At 67.9% G+C, this 3403-nt stretch carries 4 protein-coding genes; 3 read left to right on the plus strand and 1 reads right to left on the minus strand.

What is annotated here, in order from left to right:
- The 3 genes from AC1VAN_RS15780 to AC1VAN_RS15790 form a co-directional block, all read left to right on the plus strand.
- The coding region (locus tag AC1VAN_RS15780) for an FAD-dependent oxidoreductase (RefSeq protein WP_480986155.1) at nucleotides 1-1336 on the plus strand (1336 nt) is incomplete at its 5' end.
- A 299-nt stretch (nucleotides 1337-1635) separates the two neighbouring features.
- On the plus strand, nucleotides 1636-2094 hold the full coding sequence (locus tag AC1VAN_RS15785; protein WP_025878087.1) for a cell wall hydrolase: 459 nt from the start codon (nucleotides 1636-1638) through the stop codon (nucleotides 2092-2094).
- A gap of 86 nt (nucleotides 2095-2180) precedes the next feature.
- Nucleotides 2181-2792, plus strand: a complete 612-nt coding sequence (locus tag AC1VAN_RS15790) for a glutathione S-transferase N-terminal domain-containing protein (protein WP_099841973.1) — start codon at nucleotides 2181-2183, stop codon at nucleotides 2790-2792.
- Between the two features lie 65 nt (nucleotides 2793-2857).
- On the opposite strand, the gene AC1VAN_RS15795 is transcribed toward AC1VAN_RS15790, so the two are convergent.
- On the minus strand, nucleotides 2858-3403 hold a 546-nt coding region (locus tag AC1VAN_RS15795; protein WP_480986156.1), incomplete at its 5' end, for a suppressor of fused domain protein.

Raw genomic sequence — 3403 nt, forward strand, 5'->3', positions numbered from 1 at the left:
CAACTGGGAAGAGATCGTGCAGCAGGCCCAGGCCATCGAGGCCGCCGGTGCGACGATCCTCAATTCCGGCATCGGCTGGCATGAAGCGCGCATTCCGACCATTGCCACGTCGGTACCGCGTGGCGCATTCGCCGCGGTCACCGCCAAGCTCAAGCCGCATGTGTCATTGCCGCTGGTGGCGACCAACCGCATCAACATGCCCGAGGTCGCCGAACGCATCCTCGCCGATGGCGGTGCCGACATGGTGTCGCTGGCCCGTCCGCTGCTGGCCGACCCGCAGTGGCCGAACAAGGCCCGCGCCGGCCGCGCCGAAGCCATCAACACCTGCATCGCCTGCAACCAGGCCTGCCTGGACCACGTGTTCGAAAACAAGCTGGCCAGTTGCCTGGTCAACCCGCGTGCCGCCCACGAGACCGAGCTGGTCTACACCCCGACCACCGCACCGAAGCGGGTGGCCGTGGTCGGCGCCGGCCCGGCCGGCCTGGCCTGCGCTACGGTCGCTGCCGAACGCGGCCACCAGGTCACCCTGTTCGACGCCAGCGAGGAGATCGGTGGCCAGTTCAACGTGGCCAAGCGCATTCCCGGCAAGGAAGAGTTCCACGAGACCCTGCGCTACTTCCGCCACAAGCTGGGCGAGACCGGCGTGCAGCTGCGCCTGGGCACCCGTGCCGACGCGGCCAGCCTGGCCGGCTTCGACGAGGTCGTACTGGCCACCGGCATCCTGCCGCGCAAGGTCGACTTCCCCGGTGCCGACCACGCCAAGGTGGTCAACTACCTGGACGTGCTGCTGGGCCGGGTCGAGGTGGGTGCCAGCGCCGCCATCATCGGCGCAGGTGGCATCGGCTTCGATGTCGGCGAGTTCCTTGCCCATGACGGCCCCTCGCCATCGCTGGACCCGCAACGCTGGATGGCCGAATGGGGCGTGGATGCCACCTTCGAGGCCCGCGGTGCACTGGCCCGCCCGGCCGTGGAGGCGTCGCCGCGCAGGCTGTGGCTGCTGCAGCGCAGTGCCGGCAAGCCCGGGGCACGCCTGGGCAAGACCACCGGCTGGATCCACCGCGCCACGCTGAAGGCCAAGGGCGTGCGCATGCTGGGTGGTGTCGAGTACCTCGGCGTGGACGATGCGGGCCTGCGCATCCGCGTGGACGGCAGCGAACAGCTGCTGCCGGTCGACCACGTGGTGATCTGTGCCGGCCAGGAACCGCAGCGCGTGCTGCAGGCCGAACTGCAGGCAGCAGGCATCGCCTCTCACCTGATCGGTGGTGCAGACGTGGCCGCCGAACTCGATGCAAAACGTGCGATCGATCAGGGCAGCCGGCTCGCCGCCGCGCTCTGATGAGCACCTGAATGGGGACCGGAATGTGATTTCCGTCACCGGCCCCCAAGCTGAATGTCAAGCCAGACGATTCAGGATGCGTTCGGCAATGCCCCCCTACCTTGCGCCGACTTTCTGCTCACCAGCCAGTTTCCGGTGAGCCGGTGCGGACCCCGCCGATCGATCCACGATCGTGTTCTTGGGGCCGCCCACGGGGCAGCCCCGATGGCCGCCTCCCCATGACGCCAAGTCGTACCCCGCCTCCAGCAGCCTGCGCTGCCGGAACCGCCAGGTGCGTCCCACACGGAGCAAGGAGTTATATGAAACTGGCCTGGATTCTCTGGCTGTCGCAGTTGCTGCCGCAGCCGGCCGCTGATTCATTGTGTTTGAGCACCACCGTTTACCTGGAAGCCCGCGACCAGACCCTGCGTGGCCAGCAGGCCGTGGCCGAGGTCGCCCTGCGTCGCCTCGACAGTGGCCTGTGGGGCGACTCGATGTGCCAGGTGGTGACCGCGCGCAAGCAGTTCGCCCCCACCATCGTCTCCCCCGGCACCCAGCTGGGCAACGATGCGGCGTGGAGTGAAGCGATGGACGTGGCCTTCGACGCCGAGCGCAACTGGGCGCTGCCGGCCGGCGAGCGCCGCGAGATCGTGCCTGGCGCCAGCCACTTCGCTGCGCTGGCCATCGCCAGCCCGAACTGGCGCAACGCCTACCAGGTGGCCACCATCGGCGATCACACCTTCTACAAAGTGCAGAACCTCAAGCCCCGGCAGTCGTAACGATCCGTTGCCGGTGGCAGCGTTGCCGCGTGCGGCTGGGCTCTGGGATAGTGGTGGTTTCCCGCCACACCCCGCCTGGAGTTCCCATGAAGCTGTACAGCAAGCCCGGTGCCTGTTCCACCGCCGACCACATCGCACTGCAGTGGACCGGCCAGCCGTTCGAGGTTGAACTGCTGAACAAGGACACCCTGAAGGGTCCGGAATTCCTCAAGATCAATCCGGCCGGCGCGGTACCGGCGATCGTCGATGGCGACTTCGTGCTGGTGCAGAACGCGGCGATCATGGGCTACATCGCCGACAGCTACCCGCAGGCCGGTCTCGGCGGCGATGGCAGCCCACGCCAGCGCGCTGAAGCCACCCGCTGGCTGGCCTTCGTCAACTCCGACGTGCACCCGGCGTTCTCGCCGCTGTTCGCGCCGGGCAAGTTCATCGCCGATGAAGGCCAGTACGACGCGATCCGCGCCGCCGCGCACAAGCGCCTGCGCGCCCTGTTCGAGACCGCCGACAGGCAGCTGGCCGACAAGCCGTGGCTGGCCGGCTTCCGCAGCTTCGCCGATCCCTACTTCTACATCACCCTGCGCTGGGCGGCCGGCACCAAGGTCGACCTGTCGGGCCTGGACAACCTGGCCGCCTACAAGGCGCGCATGGATGCCGATCCGGGCGTGCAGGCGGTGCTGAAGGCCGAAGGCCTGGCCTGATGGAATCGGGGTCGGATCCGTCTGCGCAGCAGGCGGCTCCGACCCCATCGGTGCCATCGGCGCGGTCAGCCGATTTCGCGGATCACTTCGCCCTTCGCATCGCGCAGGAACGTCGGCACCACTTCAACCTGCAACGTATTCGACACCGGGTAGGTCCCGCGTTGCGGCCGCACGTCATGCCAGGCCTGCAACGCCGCCTCATCCAGTATCCAGCGCACGTTGTCGTCCTCGACCGCGACCGCGCCATCGGTGGTCGGCATGAACTCCCATTGTCGTTCGCGGCTGACCAGCGTCAGTGCCTTGCCGTGGCGCAGGCGCAGTGGCAGCAGCTCACCCACACTGCCGACCTGCCCGGCCCCCAACACCAGCGTGGTGATACCCGCCGTCTGCCGCCAGTCCAGCGTCTCGATGAACAACATGCCGGTACTGGATCCCTCACGCTCGCTGCCAGCCTCCACCCGCGCGGCCAGCGCCGGATCGTCCAGCAGATTGCCGCGATGCAGATCGGTGATCCACAGCGGCATCGCTTCCTCAAGCACCTGCAGGACACCGCGCGTGGACCAGCGCTTGATCGCGTCCATTTCCTCGTCGGTCAGCCCCACCACCTGAAG

This window comes from Stenotrophomonas sp. 05L44_2, assembly GCF_056665995.1.

What these genes read in the sequence shown, in the direction of transcription:
- AC1VAN_RS15785 (WP_025878087.1), top strand. Translation starts at nt 1,636, where the DNA reads ATGAAACTGGCCTGGATTCTCTGGCTGTCGCAGTTGCTGCCGCAGCCG.
- AC1VAN_RS15790 (WP_099841973.1), top strand. Translation starts at nt 2,181, where the DNA reads ATGAAGCTGTACAGCAAGCCCGGTGCCTGTTCCACCGCCGACCACATC.